The 16575-nt window shown below is 57.2% G+C and carries 14 protein-coding genes; 7 read left to right on the top strand and 7 right to left on the bottom strand.

Going from position 1 to position 16575, the window contains the following annotated elements; all coding sequences use genetic code 11:
- Positions 1-457 precede the first annotated feature (457 nt).
- The 3 genes from RDL66_RS05975 to guaA all read right to left on the bottom strand — a co-directional run bounded on the left by RDL66_RS05975 (position 458) and on the right by guaA (position 3696).
- The gene (locus RDL66_RS05975) at positions 458-1345 is read right to left on the bottom strand and encodes a nucleotidyl transferase AbiEii/AbiGii toxin family protein (RefSeq protein ID WP_308535857.1); all 888 of its coding nucleotides are present in this window, start codon (positions 1343-1345) and stop codon (positions 458-460) included.
- Positions 1342-1989 carry a type IV toxin-antitoxin system AbiEi family antitoxin domain-containing protein gene (locus RDL66_RS05970; RefSeq protein WP_308535856.1) on the bottom strand — a complete coding sequence of 216 codons (648 nt, stop codon included), beginning with the start codon at positions 1987-1989 and terminating at the stop codon, positions 1342-1344. The genes RDL66_RS05975 and RDL66_RS05970 overlap by 4 nt, the downstream gene beginning before the upstream one ends.
- A 120-nt stretch (positions 1990-2109) precedes the next feature.
- Positions 2110-3696, bottom strand: a complete 1587-nt coding sequence (gene guaA / locus RDL66_RS05965) for a glutamine-hydrolyzing GMP synthase (protein WP_308535854.1) — start codon at positions 3694-3696, stop codon at positions 2110-2112.
- 176 nt (positions 3697-3872) lie between these two features.
- Here guaA and RDL66_RS05960 point away from each other — a divergent pair, with 176 nt between their 5' ends.
- The 5 genes from RDL66_RS05960 to RDL66_RS05940 all read left to right on the top strand — a co-directional run bounded on the left by RDL66_RS05960 (position 3873) and on the right by RDL66_RS05940 (position 9866).
- Complete coding sequence (locus tag RDL66_RS05960) at positions 3873-4625, top strand: GntR family transcriptional regulator (RefSeq protein ID WP_308535853.1); 753 nt, start codon at positions 3873-3875, stop codon at positions 4623-4625.
- A gap of 292 nt (positions 4626-4917) precedes the next feature.
- Positions 4918-5907: a phosphate acetyltransferase gene (pta, locus tag RDL66_RS05955; RefSeq protein ID WP_308535851.1), complete on the top strand. Its 990-nt coding sequence runs from the start codon at positions 4918-4920 to the stop codon at positions 5905-5907.
- A gap of 58 nt (positions 5908-5965) precedes the next feature.
- Positions 5966-7153, top strand: coding sequence for an acetate kinase (locus RDL66_RS05950; RefSeq protein ID WP_308535849.1), 1188 nt, complete (start codon positions 5966-5968; stop codon positions 7151-7153).
- Positions 7154-7315: 162 nt separating this feature from the next.
- The gene (locus tag RDL66_RS05945) at positions 7316-7861 is read left to right on the top strand and encodes a MarR family winged helix-turn-helix transcriptional regulator (protein WP_299293704.1); all 546 of its coding nucleotides are present in this window, start codon (positions 7316-7318) and stop codon (positions 7859-7861) included.
- Positions 7862-7916: 55 nt separating this feature from the next.
- Positions 7917-9866, top strand: a complete 1950-nt coding sequence (locus RDL66_RS05940; protein WP_308535848.1) for an MFS transporter — start codon at positions 7917-7919, stop codon at positions 9864-9866.
- Positions 9867-9951: 85 nt separating this feature from the next.
- Here RDL66_RS05940 and RDL66_RS05935 read toward each other — a convergent pair whose 3' ends face one another.
- The 4 genes from RDL66_RS05935 to RDL66_RS05920 all read right to left on the bottom strand — a co-directional run bounded on the left by RDL66_RS05935 (position 9952) and on the right by RDL66_RS05920 (position 15048).
- Complete coding sequence (locus RDL66_RS05935; RefSeq protein ID WP_308535847.1) at positions 9952-11490, bottom strand: NAD(P)(+) transhydrogenase (Re/Si-specific) subunit beta; 1539 nt, start codon at positions 11488-11490, stop codon at positions 9952-9954.
- A gap of 2 nt (positions 11491-11492) precedes the next feature.
- Positions 11493-11819: an NAD(P) transhydrogenase subunit alpha gene (locus RDL66_RS05930; protein WP_297722456.1), complete on the bottom strand. Its 327-nt coding sequence runs from the start codon at positions 11817-11819 to the stop codon at positions 11493-11495.
- Positions 11820-11961: 142 nt separating this feature from the next.
- Positions 11962-13122, bottom strand: coding sequence for an NAD(P) transhydrogenase subunit alpha (locus tag RDL66_RS05925; protein WP_297722453.1), 1161 nt, complete (start codon positions 13120-13122; stop codon positions 11962-11964).
- 258 nt (positions 13123-13380) lie between these two features.
- A complete protein-coding gene (locus RDL66_RS05920; RefSeq protein WP_308535846.1) occupies positions 13381-15048 on the bottom strand; it encodes a fumarate hydratase in 1668 nt (555 codons plus the stop codon).
- A 383-nt stretch (positions 15049-15431) separates the two neighbouring features.
- Between RDL66_RS05920 and RDL66_RS05915 the strand changes: the two genes are divergently transcribed.
- Positions 15432-15599, top strand: a complete 168-nt coding sequence (locus RDL66_RS05915) for a hypothetical protein (RefSeq protein WP_308535845.1) — start codon at positions 15432-15434, stop codon at positions 15597-15599.
- A gap of 59 nt (positions 15600-15658) precedes the next feature.
- Positions 15659-16471 carry a type I 3-dehydroquinate dehydratase gene (locus RDL66_RS05910; protein WP_308535844.1) on the top strand — a complete coding sequence of 271 codons (813 nt, stop codon included), beginning with the start codon at positions 15659-15661 and terminating at the stop codon, positions 16469-16471.
- Positions 16472-16575: the final 104 nt, after the last annotated feature.

Below are 16575 nucleotides of genomic sequence, written 5' to 3'. Positions count from 1 at the left end.
CGAGGATCTGCTGCATTTTTGACATCCGACGCGAACGACCTGCCCGACGTCTTCATGGACTTGCCGAAGGCCGCGGACTACCTGCTCGTATCGAATACGTTGTCTACAAGCTCACCGAGCGGCAGGAGGTTCCCGTCATAAGGATTGGGAGACTTCTGCATGTCAGGAAAGACGAGCTAGACGAGACGCTTTGCGCCATAGCAACAACATCTGATTGGGCATCCCATTGCTGCGCGAATGCTCGCGGAAGCCTCTCACCACACCGCCACAGCCACATGGTGCAACACCCCTTTTATTGCATGCCGAACTGCAGACTGAAAGAACCCACCGGGGAGCATCTCTTCCTTGTAAAACTAGAGCGAGGCTCAATGGGTTCCTCCCTCAATAAACCCGGAGATTTTCCATGTGCCCTCAATTTGCCCGACTGGAAGCACTGCCCATTTGAGGACGTGGATGTTTACCCCCAATCGCACGTTACCGGATTCCAGGTCATACCATCTGTAAAACCGGCATACACAGGGTTGAAAAGTTTACCTGCAAGTTCGACTGCCGCTTCAATGCTCCGAAGCGAATGGGGCAGGCCGGTCTGGGAGCATAGCCTCTCGTACTGCCGCTCATGAGGCGCGCCCCATTCATCTGGAATGCAGAACGTCTCAGGCAGGGCGATGCCGCGCACGGCGCCTTCCTGCAACAAGCACTCCCGCAGCTTTCCTACATCTATGGAGCATGTCACCGTGTAGATTGCAATATCAACAAGATCCTTCACACGGGAGGAGGCTCTCCTCTCGTGCCTTTCAACCAGTGCACAGAGCTTATCCGCCAACGCGCTCTCGACGGGATAGACCAGATAGTCGCATACCGGCAGCCCTTCGACCTCAATCCTGTCCGCAGGGGTGATGAGTTCCGCACGGTCTAGGGGAACCTCGTCGACAACGAGGTCGATGGCAACGGGCTGCAGGCTCTTCGCGCCGAGCATGGGCTGGAAAACAACGCGCAATCCGCTCCGATATTTGTCCTCAACCTTTATCGGGTCAGCGGATGCAAACGTGAACCGCATGTAATCGCCAAGGTCCGCAGAGGCAAGCCTCTTCAGCTCTTCGAGGGCACGCTCCAGAGAACGCTCCTTGCAGAGCAGATCGATATCCTTCGTCGCACGCGCGTCCACGGTTCTGGCGAGCATGCTCTGACCGCCTTCAAGCACGAAAGCGTGATGCGGGTCGCTGAAAATACGGCAAAGGAGCCTGTGGAAATAGAACCCGGTCATGGCTCGACCCGTGTCGAGCGCCGATTGTCTGGTTGCCGCCTTTGCAGCCATCTCGAGTGCCGCTGGAGTCTGGTATCTCATCTGGCGCACTCCTTGTCGAGGTGCCGTTCCATGAGTCCGCGAATCACCGATAGCGATTCCTGCACGCTCTTCCTCTCCGGCTGGTCGGCGATTATCTTCACCAGGCGGTCGTAGTCGAGATTGCCCGCGGAGTTGAAGGAGTCTTCCACCAAAGACCATTCTTCGTTGTCCAGGCAAAGGTCGACGAGCGTTCTCTCGGGTCGCGTCACAGGCAGCCCCTTGATCCAGCTCACGTCGTCCGGGTCGACTCTTCTGATGGCGAAACTCGCTGATTTCATGCGGGAGTTAATTCTACGCGGTGCGTAAATGCGATACGGTGACAGATAAAAGTCGCCGAGGTTCTGCAGACATGCCGCAGTCGAACCGCCGATGGCGATTCCGTCCCAGGCGCCGACCTGCATGCGCTCGTGGGTGAATGCGGCTGGATTGGTCAGCTTCCAGACAGCCGCTAGCTCGTCTGTGAAATCGCCTTGTGATCCGGCAAGCCGGTATGCGCCGTGCGCTATTCGCTCGGCTCGGCCGGAGGTCACGGCTTGGGACAGGGCATTGCGCGTGATTCCGAGCCGTGCGGCTTGGGCCGTGGTGAAGACGCCCTCCGAGGCGGAAAGCTCGTTGAGGGATGCTATGTGATTCGAATAGGTCACGTTGCAATTGTACGCTTTTAGCAGACATACGCAACCGCATCAAAAATAAAAGCTTTTGCGATGCTGTCCAAAGGATGCGACTAATTGCTACTAGGTGTAATCAGAATACGCTGGATGGACCTATTCCCACTCGATGGTCCCCGGCGGCTTGGACGTGCAGTCCAGCACCACGCGGTTAATTTCGGGAACTTGGTTGGTGATTAGGTTAGAAATCCGCGCCACCAAGTCCCAATCCAAGCGCGACCAGTCCGCGGTCATCGCGTCTTCTGAGGAAACCGGACGCAACACAATCGGGTGCCCGTAGGTGCGCCCGTCACCCTGCACCCCCACCGAACGCACGTCGGCGAGCAACACCACTGGACACTGCCAAATCTCTGTGTCCAGCCCGGCCGCGCTCAGCTCGTTGCGCACAATCAGGTCCGCCGCCCGCAAAATCCGCAGGCGTTCCTCGTTGACCTCTCCGATAATACGAATGGCCAGGCCCGGACCGGGGAAAGGCTGGCGATTCACGATGATATCGGGCAGCCCCAACTCGCGCCCCAACTCACGAACCTCGTCCTTAAACAGTTTGCGCAACGGCTCGATGAGCTCGAACTTCAAATCCTCGGGCAATCCGCCCACATTGTGGTGCGACTTGATATTTGCCGTGCCGCTGCCACCGCCCGATTCCACCACGTCAGGATACAAAGTCCCCTGGACCAGGAACTTCACTTCCCCACCACTGGCGCCAACCTCAGCCACGACCTCGCGCTGAGCTGCTTCAAAAGACCGGATAAACTCGCGTCCGATAATCTTGCGTTTCTGTTCTGGCTCGCTCACTCCCGCCAGCGCCCCCAAGAAGCGGGCGGACTCGTCTACATATTTCACGCGAATCCCCATGTGGGCGGCATAGTCTCGTTCCACCTGCTCGCGCTCCCCCGCGCGCAGCAAACCGTGGTCCACAAAAATGCAGGTCAGCTGGTCGCCAATGGCCTTATGAACCAAAGCGGCCGCTACGGACGAATCCACCCCACCAGACAAACCGCAGATGACCTGGGCATCGCCCACGCGCTGGCGAATCTCGGCAACCTGGGTGTCAATGATGGATTGCGGCGTCCACACCGGATCCAGGCCGACCACGTCATGCAGGAAATGTTCCAGAAGCCTCTGACCATAGGCGCTGTGACGAACTTCGGGATGCCACTGCACTCCATACAGCCCTCGTTCAGGATTTTCAAAGGCCGCTACCTTTGTATCGTCCGTCGCTGCGGTAACTTGAAAATCGCTGGGAGCCGCCGAAACTGCGTCCCCGTGGCTCATCCAAACTACCTGTTCGGACGGGGTTCCTTCCATCAACTGACCACCCGGAACCACTTCCAAGTTGGTGCGGCCGTACTCGGACGTTCCGGTAGGACTAACCGTGCCCCCCAGGGCTTGTGCCATGACCTGAAACCCGTAGCAAATGCCCAATACCGGCACATTTGCCTGAAAGACGGCCGGGTCAAAAGACGGAGCCCCGGGCGCGTAAACGGAGGACGGTCCGCCTGAGAGAATGATGGCTGAAGGCTGTTTATCCAAAATTTCCCGAGCGGTCAGGTTATGTCCCACAATTTCCGAGTAAACTTTCGCCTCGCGAACCCGGCGAGCGATAAGTTGGGCATATTGCGCACCAAAATCGACAACTAATACAGGTCCTGCGGGTCTACCATGTTGCAAGTTTTCAGCCATGCATCAATCCTAAAACATTTCCCCATCATAAATTGACCCCCGAATTCTCAGACTTTATTCAGGATTAATTCGTTGTTATTTCAACGATTTTTCCTAATGTCAGGCCATTAATTGTCGATACAATAATATGTAGGGTCAAAGGAAAGACCGACGACACAAGGGAAAGGAGACCCGCCATGAGTCAGGTACCAACATATTTCGAGGCTGATGTCCGGCTGGATCGGAACTCCCCAGTTCCGCTTTACCATCAGATTGCGCAGCCCATCGAAGAATTAATCCTCTCAGGGCAGCTGACCCCCGGTACGCGTTTGGAAGACGAACTGTCCATGGCGCGACGCCTCAATGTGTCCCGGCCCACTGCCCGCCGCGCCCTGCAGCAACTGGGTGACCACGGTCTGCTGGTGCGCCGCCGCGGTGTCGGCACTCAGGTGGCTCCAACGCGGGTACATCGTCCGAACACCCTCTCCACCATTTTTGACCAGATGAAGGCCGACGGTCACAAGCCCTCTACTGAAGTTTTGTCTTACGGCACGTCTCCGGCCAGCCCGGAAGTCAGCGCGAAACTCGAGGTAGCCCCCGGATCCAACGTGACCGCTATCCGCCGGCTGCGCCTGAACGACCGCCAGCCCGCCGGACTTATGTTTGACATGATTCGTTCCTCGATTGCTCCGGCAGCCACCGCTTTGGAACGCGATTCTTTCGAAACTGCCCTAGCCGAGCGCGGTGTCGTCGTGACGATGGCTCGTCAAACGGTATCCGCCCGCAAGGCCAGCGCCCCGGAGGCTCAACTCCTGCGGATTCCCGCGGGTTCAACGGTGCTGAGCATCCAAAATATCTCTTATGACGAATCCGGCAAGATTGCCGCTTATGGTGAATACCTGTTCCGCGCAGACCGCTTTGCTCTCAAGAACACGCTCTTTGCGCACTAACTCAATAACCCTTCTTTCTTCTTCACTGGGACAATTTCATACCGGGTCCCCAGACCCGACAGCGATGAGGCGTTCGTGGTTTCTCTCCTTTTCCACGGGCGCCTCATTAATTGTTCACAAGTTTTTTGCCGAACTTTTTCCCGGTACCGTGCGGTTTTCGAGGGCTCAAGACCGAAAATTTCCCGTCAGGACCTTAGTCCCAACTTTACCAACCCCAAACCCTGTATTAAGATATTTTTTAACTTGCCGGCGGGGCTGACGAATCCCCCTGATTTCATTAGAGGAGCTAGGCATGAGCAACTTCAAAACCTCATTTCTGGACAATCTTTCCAACAAAGCGGCAGCAAACCGGAAACGGATTGTGCTGCCAGAATCTGACGATGAGCGCATCTTAAAAGCAGCCGCGCACATCCTCCAGAAGGGTGTCGCTGACTTGGTTCTGCTGGGAAATCAGGACACCATCAAGGCTCAAGCTGCCGCGCTCGGTCTGGACCTTTCCGCGGCCGAAATCGTTTCCCTCGATGATGCCGAAAAGCTGGCTCGCTACACCGCCAAGCTGGTGGAACTGCGCGCGCACAAGGGCATGGACGAAGCCAAAGCGAAGGAAACTCTGAAAGATATTTCTTTCTTTGGCACCATGATGATTGTCTGCGGCGATGCCGATGGCATGGTCTCCGGAGCGGCTCACACCACCGCCCACACCATCCGGCCCGCGCTGCAAGTCATCAAGACTCAGCCGGGCGTGAAACTAGTTTCCGGAGCTTTCCTCATGGTTTTCGATGACCACTTTGACGTGTATTCGGATTGTGCGGTCACGATTTCCCCGGACGCTGGGCAGCTAGCGGACATCGCGGTCGTTTCAGCCAAGACCGCGGCTCAGTTTGGTCTGGAACCGAAAGTTGCCATGCTGTCCTATTCCACGATTGACTCCGGCTCGGGTCCGCTGGTTGACCTGGTAAAGGAAGCCACCGCAAAAGCCCAGGCAGCCGCCCCCGAGGTAGCTATCGATGGTCCGCTCCAGTTCGATGCCGCGGTAGTCGAATCCGTGGCTGCCAAGAAAGCTCCGCACTCTCCCGTGGCCGGACAAGCAAACACGTTCATCTTCCCTGACCTGAACGCCGGAAACATCACCTACAAAGCGGTGCAGCGCACCAGCGGCGCGCTGGCTGTGGGTCCGATTCTGCAAGGGCTAAACGCCCCAGTCAACGACTTGTCGCGCGGAGCCACCGTGGACGACATCATCAACACCATCGTCATTACTGCTATCCAAGCCCAGGGATAGGCGACCAAAGGATGCAGCCCCGCGACCGCCCTTGTGAAAAAAGTAAAGGAACAAAACTATGCGCCACCAAACTATTTTTGTAATTAACTCCGGCTCTTCCTCGCTGAAGTACCAGCTAATCGAGCCCGTCAGCGGCGACGTCCTGGCCAAAGGTATAGCGGAACGCATCGGCACCGATCGGGGGGAAGTCACCCACGAAGTCCACGCGGAAAAGTTCAGCGAGACACTCCCCCTTCCGACCCACAAGGAAGCCCTGACCAGGATTATCGAGATGTTCGCGACCCACGGACCCGACTTGGAGCACGTGGATTTATCCGGTTTCGGCCACCGCATCGTTCAAGGTGGATGGCACTTTAAAGGGCCGGCCATCGTGGACGAAGATGTCCGAGCCAAGATTGAGGAACTGTGCGACTTGGCGCCGCTGCACAATCCGGCTCACCTCATCGGCATCGACACCGCTATGGAGCTGTGGCCTGACCTGCCTCACGTCGCCGTTTTTGATACGGCCTACTTTGCCGGCTTGCCCGAAAAAGCCCGCAGCTACGCCCTGAACAAACAGGTGGCGCATGACTACCACATCCGCCGCTACGGTGCCCACGGCACTTCGCACGAATTCGTAGCCAACAAGGTCTGCGACTACCTGGGCGACGATACTGTGAAACAAATCACCCTGCATCTGGGAAATGGTGCGTCCGCCTGCGCGGAACTCGGTCGGCTGCCGATGGACACCTCGATGGGGTTGACTCCCCTGGAAGGCTTGGTCATGGGTACCCGTACCGGCGACATCGACCCGGCGGTGGTGTTCCACCTGCTACGAAAAGGAATGAGCGTAGAGGACATCGACACCCTATTCAACAAGCAATCCGGCATGAAAGGCATGTGCGGCGACAACGATATGCGTGACGTGTGGAAACGCCGTGACGAGGGCGACTCCGACGCTCTACTGGCCCTCCAGACTTATCAGCAGCGCTTGCTGAAGTACATTGGCGCCTACACTTTTGAGCTGGGCGGCTTGGACGTGCTGACTTTCACCGCCGGCATCGGTGAAAACGATGTACGCACCCGGCGGCGCTTGTGCGAAAAACTCGAGTTCATCGGGGTCAAGATTGACCGCGAACGCAACGATAACCGCGACCGTTCCAAGGCTATCTGGCGTATCTCCAGCGATGATTCGAAAGTGCTGGTGCTGGTCGTACCCACCAACGAAGAGTTGGCGATTGCCCGCCAAGTCGTACGCCTGATTTAGCTTCTATCCTCAAAAACCTTTCTGGCGTGGGCCCCGGAAACCTCTGGGGCCCACGTTTTTACGCCGAAACGAGCCTCGGCCAGCCGGCCGGCCGGACAGTCGACGGCCCGAAGGCACGCAAGTTTTAGTTAAAATCGCTTAACTGTCAATATACTGAATAGCATGAGTGAGGTTGCTAAGGTCGATAAGGAGCGCTCGGCTCTCAGTGAACAGCTGGTTTACGAGTTTCACCGCTTGGTGTTTTCCGCTAACAATTTGATTGCCAATATCTCAGCCGACTTGGGAATGCACGGCAAGGACGGCGACGGACTGCTGCTGATTTGGCGTTCCGAGATTGCCGGAAAGCCCCTGTCCCCCTCAGAACTAGCCGATGGCCTGCATATCACCCGCGCCGCCGCCAGTTACTTGGTCGATCGCTTGGTGAACCTGGGATACGTCAGTCGGCAAACTGACCCGGAGGATCGCCGCCGGGCCGTGCTGCGCATCGCAGAATCCGGAGATATGCTGGGGCACAATTTTGTCGGTTCCGTAAACGAGGACCTGCATGGCGTTTTTGCCAACCGCTCCAACGAGGAAATTAAACAGTTCTCGGAAATGCTGGCGGAGTTCATCGACCAGATAGACGCTTCTCACCACACAAAATCCTCACCATCGGATCCGCCAAAGCCGCGAAACTCCCAGAGAAATCGGCCTTCGTCGGCAAAATAATCGCGACGGTCATAAAATTTGATTAAGTATCTTAACTATCAATATACTTAATTTTATGACAGTGACTCATACCCTTGACGATTCCGAAACTGAGGTGCCAAACGGCGAGCCGGAATCGCAAAACGACAACGAAAAACCCACTGATTTGGCTTCTCTTGAACACACTGTGCCGGAACGCTGGGGGTTGATTCTGGCTCTGTACCTGGCAGGAATTTTCATGGGTGCCTTGGACATGGGCATCGTGAATCCGGCTCGTACCGTCATTCAAAACAGTTTGGGGGTCGATGACCAAGCAGGTGTCTGGGTCTTTACAATCTATACTTTGGCCTACGCCATCGCTATCCCCGTTATCGGCAAACTGGCAGACGTATTGGGGCGCAAGCCGATATATGTGCTGGCTATCGCCCTGTTTGGGATTGGTTCACTAGGGTGCGGGATCGCCCAAGACTTTCAATCTTTCGGTCTGTTGTTGGCCTCCCGCGTGGTGCAAGCCGTGGGCGGCGGCGGCATGATGCCGGTCGCCACCGCCGCTGCCGGGACCATTGCTCCTCCAGCAAAGCGCGGTATGGCTCTCGGTCTAGTCGGCATGGTCTACGGCGTTGCCTCGGTTATTGGCGGTTCGGCTGGCTCACTCATCATGGACATCGCCGGAACCGAGAACTGGCAGTGGATCTTTTACATCAACGTGCCGATTGCCCTGGCAGTGGTAGTCCTGGGAGGGCTCTTCTTAGATCGTGATCGTACCGAAGCGGGTCGCCGCTTGGACATTCCCGGCACCGTCTTAATCGTGGTCGCCATCACTGCCCTCTTGTGGATGTTCCAGCATCTGGATTTCACGGATATCAGCGGCTCTTTCCAAGATTCCAATGTCCGGGTTTCCCTGCTGATTTTTGCGATTGCGGGGGTAGTTTTCTGGGTTACCGAGCACCGCGTCCACGACCCCTTAATCAACTTTGACTATTTCATGAACGTTCCAGTCGGGGTGACTTTGTTGCTCGGCATGGTGGCCGGCACCCTCATGATGACCGTGATGTTCATCCCGCAGTTCGCCGAGAACTCCATGCGCCTACCTACGGGCGCTGGAGGCTACCCCACCATTATCATCGGTTTGGCTTCTGGCCTCGCAGCGCCAATATCCGGGCGGCTCACGGATAAGCTCGGCCCTCGCTTCGTGCTGGGCCTCGGGGTCATTATCTGCGCTATCTCTGGCCTGCTGCTGATTTTCTGGACTTCCCCGTATCCTGGTTTACTCTCCACCAGCCTGTCCATCTTTGTGATGGGCTTCGGGCTGGGATTCCTGATGGGCGCACCCCTGACCTACCTGATTTTGCACCTGGTGCCCAGCCGTGACGCGAACACCGGTCAAGCAACTCTGTCTTTGACGCGTTCTCTGGCGACTACCCTGGCTCCGGCGATCATGGTGGGATTGCTCGCCACCGCTATGGGCGGCCTGTCCGGAAAAGTCATGGAAGTCATGCCGAAACCGGATATGTCCGCCATGTCCTCCGCGATGCCCGCAGCCCCCGGCGGAATGTCCACTGCCGGTGGTCAAGAATCGGGCAGGGGCCAAATGCCGCCCGGGAACAGCGGCAACCGTACGCGGCCATCTGCCCCGCCCCGAGTTGACCCGGGATTTTCCATGGTGAATGTGCCTGACCAGTTGATGAATCGCCTCAAGAGCGCGGATGTCACCAACATTGTGGCACGCTCCAAGGATCTGGCGAACTACACCTTCGACGAGCAAGGCAACACCATGAAAGAACAGATGGGCTTCGTTCCGCCAGCTTTAGAGCAAGCTCGCCAGGATTACCTTCAGAACATCGATGCGCACGCGGACACTATCGAATCAACGTTCCAGCTGGAGCTCAATAAGGGATTTATCCGCTTGTTCTGGTTCTATACACTCGTGTCGCTGTTCGGTGTGCTGTTGCTGTTGGGGGTTCCCTCCAAGAAAACTCTCGATGCACACATCATCGCGCAGTCCACGGCACAGAACTCAATCTAGGAAAAATGAAACTACCGGGCGCCCCGAATGTACGGAGCGCCCGGTGTTTTAACCTGTAATCCTCACGGAATCAGGCTCAAAGCCACTAATACAGCTCGAGCGCCGGCGGCGCCCCAATTGCGTCCAGTCGCGCCGCCAAGGTTTCCTTCGCATCGCCTTGGAAAATCAGCACCCGATCTGGTTCTGTTTCCGCCCGGGCATACAGCGGGTTTTCCACCCCGGCATAGCCCGGTTTCAAGTCGAAGTTAAAGATGGCCACGTGGGCGCAGTCTCCCACGTTCAGCACGGGCATCCCGTAAATCGGGGTGCCCTCCGCGGTGTTTGCCGCCGGGTTCATCACGTCGTTGGCACCAACGACCACCGTCAAATCCGCGGTCGCGAAGTCATCGTTGATGTCTTTCATCTCCCGTAGCTTTTCGTAATCCACATCAACTTCGGCCAACAGCACATTCATATGCCCCGGCATCCGGCCTGCTACCGGGTGAATCGCGAAGTCCACGGTCTTTCCGGCCTTTTCCAGGTAGTCCAACAGGCGCTTGACCTGGGCTTGGGCTTGAGACAGGGCCATGCCGTAGCCGGGCACCAAGATAACACGCTGGGCATTTTCTACCCAGTCGGCGAAGGTGGTTTCCGGGTCGGCGGCAGGTGCTGCGGGTGTCGGTTGGTCGCCAGCAGCGGTGTCACCGGTTTCGTTCTCGCCTGCACAAGCAGAGTCGTCTGGTTTTTCCGATTCGGTTTCAGTTGGCGTTGCGGCGGCGGTGCTGACGGAAGTTTTACCCAGCAAAATATCCATGAGATGCCGGTTCATCGCCCGGCACATGATTTGGGTCAGCAACAGACCGGAAGCCCCGACGATAGCCCCGATAGCCACCAACAGCAGGTCGGAGATGGCCAGGCCGGCGATGGCTCCCGCGACTCCGGACAGGGAGTTCAACAGGGAAATCGTGATGGGCATATCGGCTCCGCCCACCCGTACCGCCAACAGGTAACCAAACAGGTTGGCGGCCACAATCTGGACGATGAGCAACACCGTCTGCGCCACACCCGGACTGCTGAACGGTGGAAAAACGTAAGCTAGGGCGGCACCCAGACTGACCACCAGGCTCAGACCCACCCACACGGAGTGTGCGGGAAGCACCTTCGGGTGCTGATCCAGAATCTGGTGCAACTTCCCTGCTGCAATGAGGGAACCAAAGAAGGTCGCACCACCAACAGCGACCGCTAAACCGGCCGTGAACTGGGCAAAAGCGTTGTTATCAGCGTGTCCGGTCAAGGCCAGCGCCCCGGCAAGCATCGAGGCCATGCCACCCAATCCGTTGAGCAGGGCCACGGTTTGCGGCATCCGAATCATCTTAGTTTTTCGCCAGATGATGATTCCGAATAAAGCTCCGACCAGCATCGCAGCATAGAGTTCGACCGCGCTGAGAATCCCGAAGTTCCACAGTGTCGCCACGATAGCCAGAGCCATCGCCAACGCACCCAGAAGGTTGCCGCGTACCGCCGTCTGCACCTTGGAGAGCATATTTAATCCCACCAGCACCAGTATCACCAGTACTACCGAGATGGCATAGTAGAGCAGACTGTTCGGACCTTGTGCCCCCACCAGATTCAAGCTGTTATCCATGACTACTCCCCCTCTCCAGGCTGAGCACTCCCACCGGCGACGGGCTTGCGCTTCTTGTCGAACATCCGCAGCATCCGGTCAGTCACCCCAAAACCGCCGACAATGTTCACCATCGCCAGCGCAACTGCCAGCAAGCCCAGCGCTTTTGACCCCAGACTCACCGCCAATGCGGCAGCAGTCAGACAGCCCAGCACGGTCACGCCGGAAAAAGCGTTCATCCCGCTCATCAGCGGGGTGTGTAAAAGGCTGGGAACATGGCTGATGATTTTATAGCCGACCAGGGTAAACACCACCAGCACGACCAATAACACGCCTTGGAAGGGAGTCATCGATTTTCTCCTTGGGTTACGGTTTTGTCAGGGATTTCAAATAAATTTAGCTGAGCAGGGCGGTGACGCCGCCCCGAGGCACCGATTAGGGCGACCTCACCGTTGACCGGCCGGCCGCCCTAATCGTCACAATCTCGGGTCTTTAGGCCAGACCCATCGCCTCGCGCGCACCGACGTGGACAATTTCGCCGTCGATAGTCGTGAGGGTCTTGGCGATAATCTCATCGCTGCGATCCAGGACGATTTGGCCATCCTTCACCAGGAAGTCCACGAAGTTGGCAATGTTCTTGGCGAACATGAAAGTCGAGCTCTTCGGCAGCATACCAGGGATGTTCTTAATCCCTACCAAGGTGACGTGGTGCTTGACTTCCACCTTGCCCGGAGGCGTGATTTCGCAGTTGCCGCCCTGGTCAATGGAAATATCCACGATGACCGAACCGGGCTTCATGGATTTCACCATATCCTCGGTAATGAGCCGCGGCGCCAAATGGCCCGGCACCAGCGCCGAAGCAAAGATGATGTCCATGTCGGGAATCACCTTAGCCAAAGCAGCACGTTCTTTGACCAACTCATCTTCCGGCAGAGCCTGGGCGTAGCCGCCTTCACCGATAGCCTTCTCGGGGTCTACCCCCAGTTCAACCGGCTTAGCACCCAGAGAGGTGGCCTGTTCGGCGGCCATCGGGCGGATATCGGCGGCGTGCACCACCGCACCCAGACGCTTCGCGGTAGCTAGGGCCTGCAAGCCGCCCACGCCAACACCGACAACCAGCACCTTCAGCGGGTCAATCCGCCCGATAGCGCTGTGAATCAACGGCATGAAGGACGGCTGGTAGTTCGCCGCCAAGAGGATACCTTTGTACCCGGCGCAGGTACTCATCGAGGTCAAAGCATCCAAGTTCTGCGCCCGGGAAATACGCGGCACACCGTCCAGAGTCAGCGAAATGACACCCTGCGCGGCCATCTCTTTGACCATCTCGTGGTTGGGCGGAGCAGCCGGGTGAATAAAGGTAATCAAGTATTGACCCTTATGCATCATGGAGATTTCAGAGCGGCCCTTCGCCTCGTTGAACAGCGGTTCCTTGACTTTCAAAATCAGATCCGCCCGCTGGTAGACTTCCTCTGGGTCGTCGACCATCTCAGCTCCCGCCGAGACGTATTCCGGGTCGTGGAAGAAAGAACCTTCCCCAGCACCTTTTTCGACCAGTACGGTCAAGCCTTTGCCGACCATATCCGCCACCGTTTCCGGGGTAGCAGCCACGCGGTCTTCACCGCTCATAATTTCCTTGGGTACACCAATAATCATCGTAAAAAAACCCTCCGCGAATACTTCGTTGTACGCACAGCTCATGGGTTCATGAGTTGGACGATAAATAGTGTATCGCATGGAAGTTGTTTTTATATGTGTATTTAGTCCCAGATTTCATCCTGAGGTGCATTCACGTGTTGGGTGCACTTTTTCCCGCCAATCTCCCCCCACAAAGCCGCTGCTACCTGCGTATATAGTGCGGGCGCCCCGAAGAATAACTACCCTCGAGGCGCCCGCACTAGAAACCGATGACGACTACTTCTTTGGCGGCACCTTCAAGGTGAGCACCACCTTGTCCAAGCCCTCGAAGAAATTGTTGCCCTTGTCGTCCACCACGATGAAAGCCGGGAAGTCCTCGACTTCAATCTTCCACACGGCCTCCATTCCCAGCTCGGGGTACTCCAAAACCTCGACCTTCTTGATGGAGTGCGCAGCCAACTCTGCGGCCGGCCCGCCGATGGAGCCGAGATAGAACCCGCCATGCTTCTTGCAGGCGTCGGTGACAGTCTGGCCGCGATTACCCTTGGCCAGCATAATCATCGAGCCGCCATGAGCTTGGAACAGGTCCACGTAGGGATCCATACGCGAAGCCGTGGTTGGCCCGAAGGACCCCGACGGCATTCCCTCGGGAGTTTTCGCCGGACCCGCGTAGTACACCGGGTGATCTTTGAAGTATTGGGGCAGGTCGCCCTCCTTTTCCAGGCGCTCACGGAGCTTCGCGTGGGCAATGTCACGAGCCACGATGAGGGCTCCGGTCAGGGAAAGCCGCGTCTTGATGGGGTACTTGGTGAGTTCGGCGAGGACGTCCTTCATCGGGCGGTTCAAGTCAATCGCGACCGCCTCGTCGCCGCCAAGTTCCGCCTCGCTGGGGTCAGGCATAAACCGACCCGGATCAGTGTCCAGCGCCTCGATAAACACCCCGTCCTTGTTGATTTTCGCGACGCACTGCCGGTCAGCTGAACATGACACCGCGATGGCTACCGGCAGGGAGGCGCCGTGACGCGGCAGACGCACCACCCGCACGTCATGGCAGAAATACTTGCCGCCGAACTGGGCGCCGATGCCCATGTGGCGAGTCAGGTCAAGGACTTCCTCTTCCATCTTCAGGTCGCGGAACCCTTGTGCCTGTTCGCCGCCGTGGGTGGGCAAACCATCCAGGTAGTGAGCCGAAGCGTACTTCGCGGTCTTGAGTGTGTATTCCGCAGAAGTGCCGCCGATGACGATCGCCAAGTGGTAGGGCGGGCAGGCGGCCGTGCCGAGGGACCGAATCTTTTCCTCCAGGAACTGCATCATGTGTTCAGGGTCAAGAATCGCCTTGGTCATCTGGTAGAGGTAAGACTTGTTGGCCGAACCGCCACCCTTGGCCATGAATAGGAAACGGTATTCCGCTTCGTGTCCCGGAGCGGTCTCTGCATACAGCTCCACCTGCGCCGGAAGGTTGCACCCGGTGTTCTTTTCCTCATACATAGACAGGGGGCTGTTTTGGGAATAGCGCAGGTTCAGTTTCGTGTAGGCGTTGTAGACCCCGCGGGACAGCGCTGCTTCATCCGGTCCGGGGGTCAGCACGTGTTGACCGCGCTCACCTTTGATAATGGCGGTGCCTGTGTCCTGGCACATGGGCAGAACCCCCGCCGCCGCGATGTTCGCGTTGCGCAGCAGGTCCATCGCCACGAACTTGTCGTTGCCCGATGCCTCGGGGTCGTCGAGAATCTTGCGCAGCTGCTGCAGGTGAGCCGTGCGCAGGTAGTGCGAAATGTCGTGGAACGCGGTCTCGGCCAGCAGTGTCAGCGCCTCCGGTTCGACCTTCAGGAATTTCGTCCCGTCCGGCCCCTCGACTTCGCTAACCCCCTCGCTGGTCAGTTTGCGGTACGTATAAGTGTCCTCGCCGTGCGGCAGGATGTCAGCATAAAAGAAATCGGCCACTTTTGCCCCTTTGCTCTGGTGTTTTTGTGCGGTTTGATTCTAACGCCCGGGCTTTGTCGCTCTCCCTGTAAGGCTTTAAACCGGAGGATTCCAGCTCATCAGGCCTCAGAGCTATGTTTTGATTTTCGCAAGCCTGACTAAAGAAAAAACGTTGCCTCCCCGCGGCCTCGGAATTACTTGAGCCTCCACTTCGTTCCGACTCAGTACTTCACTCGTCCTGCGTCGCTTTCCCCGGGTTGCGTTTTCGACGATTCGGTACGTTCCCCAACCACGACAAGATTTGCGGAATTGCGAACAGCCAGCAATTATGCCAGTTTTACGATAAATAAAATCATTTTTTTGCCACAAATCCTGTGGTAAAACTCGATTTAATTGCCAAATTAATGGCTTTCAACGCACCCAAGCAAAGAGCCCGTTCCCTGGGCGTGTTCGCGAAACGCTACGATTTGCCCCTCGGCGTGCGCGTCTCACCTGCCGAATTCGGGCACGGCGAAAGCACGCTCAACTTGCCGCTTTACGGCCTGTCTCGCCTTGGTTCTGCACTCAACTAACCCGTTCAATAGTCAGGGTCGCAATCCTTTCGGATTGCCACCCGCGCTAAAATCGAACCATGACGGAATTGTTTGCGGATTGGCGCCGGCCCACTTTTATCACCTCGGTGAACCCGGGGGCCCTGGGCTATGACCGGCTCATCCGTGACATGCATCCACGAGTCGAACTGGTCGAGATTCGTTTGGATGGGGCGTGGCTGTCCCGCGGGTCCTTCCAAGGCACGAAACACGACTTTGCCGAAGTCGCAGACCTCCTGCGCCAGGCTCGTGAACAGGTAAAACGCCCCATCTTGGCGACTTTCCGAACCGAGGGAGGACACGTCTCGATTACCGCGGAAGTTTATGAGAATCTCGCGGCACAGGCCGCGAAATGTGCCGACTGGGTGGACGTCGAGTCGAACTATCCCTACCTGGGCATGACCGCGGAGCAAGCCGCTGCCGCGGCCGAGGATCCCCACGCGCAAGAGGACAACGAGAAACGTTTGGGGGGCCTGTTGCGTAACATTCACGCCAACGGTACGGGCGTGATCTTGTCCCGTCACTGTTGGGAGCCTTCGCCTAACAGCGAGAACGAAGTCAGCGACCTGCTCATTTATCAGCTCAATCTGGGAGCGGACGTATCTAAGGCGGCCTTTTCGCCGCAAACCCCTCAACAACTGGAGAATCTGCAAAAGGGCGGCAAGACCACTTTCCTGCTGACCCAAAGACCCACAATCTTGATTGGGATGGGTGAGTTGGGACAACCCACTCGTCTAGCGGGTCCACAGATGGGTAACTGGGGTACTTTCGTTACGGTAGGCGGTCCGCAGTCCGCGCCGGGGCAGCTGCCGTTGGCACAGCTGGAACTGCGCTATCCGGCGTCTGGTTTTTAGACCGCAGTCCCAATAACCTTCCCTAACTTTGAGATACTCCGGCACTGGTACGAAATACGGCACAAGGGCGCGAATTACGTGGACCTGCCGTACAGGTACATGGC

The organism is uncultured Mobiluncus sp. (assembly GCF_902488535.1).
Lineage (GTDB): Bacteria > Actinomycetota > Actinomycetes > Actinomycetales > Actinomycetaceae > Mobiluncus.
Note: the sequence above shows the minus strand (reverse complement) of the source record. Positions and strands in the feature narration are given on the sequence as shown.